The sequence below is a fragment of the Streptomyces sp. SID3212 genome (assembly GCF_009865405.1).
In the GTDB taxonomy this organism is placed as follows: domain Bacteria; phylum Actinomycetota; class Actinomycetes; order Streptomycetales; family Streptomycetaceae; genus Streptomyces.
Genome location: NZ_WWJY01000926.1, coordinates 1 through 1,040, shown reverse-complemented (window position 1 = coordinate 1,040; position 1,040 = coordinate 1). Strand labels below are relative to the sequence as shown.

At 78.4% G+C, this 1,040-nt stretch carries 1 protein-coding gene; it reads left to right on the top strand.

The window, feature by feature from the left end; translation table 11 throughout:
• A partial coding sequence (locus tag GT042_RS27560; protein ID WP_161311426.1) for an SWIM zinc finger family protein occupies positions 1 to 947 on the top strand: 947 nt, incomplete at its 5' end.
• Positions 948 to 1,040 lie beyond the last annotated feature (93 nt).

Sequence of the window (1,040 nt, the reverse complement as noted above, 5' to 3'; positions counted from 1 at the left end):
CGGAGGCGGCGCGGCGCAGGGCGGAGCGCCGGGCGGGGCGGATCACGGCGGGGGCGGTGGAGTTGGAGCAGCGGCTGGCGGATCTGCTGCGGGGCGGTCTCGCCTCGGCGGAGCAGGCGGGGTACGGACTGTGGGAGGAGACGGCGGCGCGGATGGTCGACGCGCAGGCGCCCGGTCTGGCGGGCCGGGTGCGGGAGTTGGGCGCGATACCGGGCTCGGGTCCGGGCTGGCCGGCGCGACTGCTGGAGGAGTCGTCGCTGCTGCATCTGCTGAACGCGGGCTGGCTGGGGCTCGACGGGCTGCCGGAGCCGCTGGCCACGACGGTCTGTACCCGGGTCGGTCTGCCGTCGCCGTCGTCCGGCGCGCCGGTGCGGGACCACTGGCTGGTCCTGGCGCAGTACGACACCTCGGACGGCAAGGTCGTCACCCGCCGCGTCTGGCTCCACGGCCGGGGCTCCGGCCGCTGGGCCCTGGTGCTGTCCTTCGGGGCGGCGGGCAGGTCCCCGCAGTTGTCCCTGCCGGTGGGGGCGGTGCTCGACGCGGAGGTCACGCCGCACGGGGGCGCGGGGCAGCTGCGCGCCGACTGGAGCGAGCAGTTCGGCGCGCCGTCGCCGGTGGACGGGCCGCCGCCCGGCGGGTCCACGTCGGACGCCCTGGCGGCGTACGGCTCGGCGCTGCGGGACGATCCCTGGCTGGAGTCCTGGCCGGTGACGCTGACCGACGTCATACCGGTGCCGGACCCGGGCGGCGGCTGGCAGGTGGCCGACGCGGACGGCGAAGGGGCGCTGCCCCTGGCGCCGCCGGTGCTCTCGCGGCCGGGCCTGTGGAAGCTGGCCGCGCTCTCCGGGGGCGGTCCTGTCACGGTCTTCGGCGAGTGCGGGCACCGGGGGTTCCATCCCTTGGCGGCGTGGTCGCCGGAGGCGACGGGGACGGTGGCGCTGACGTGAGCGGCGCGGGACGGGACCGCCGGGCAGGGCGGGGCGCGGGTACGTGCGGCCGCGCGGGGGGACGTGACGGCGTCCGGCCGTGCTGCCCGCGTC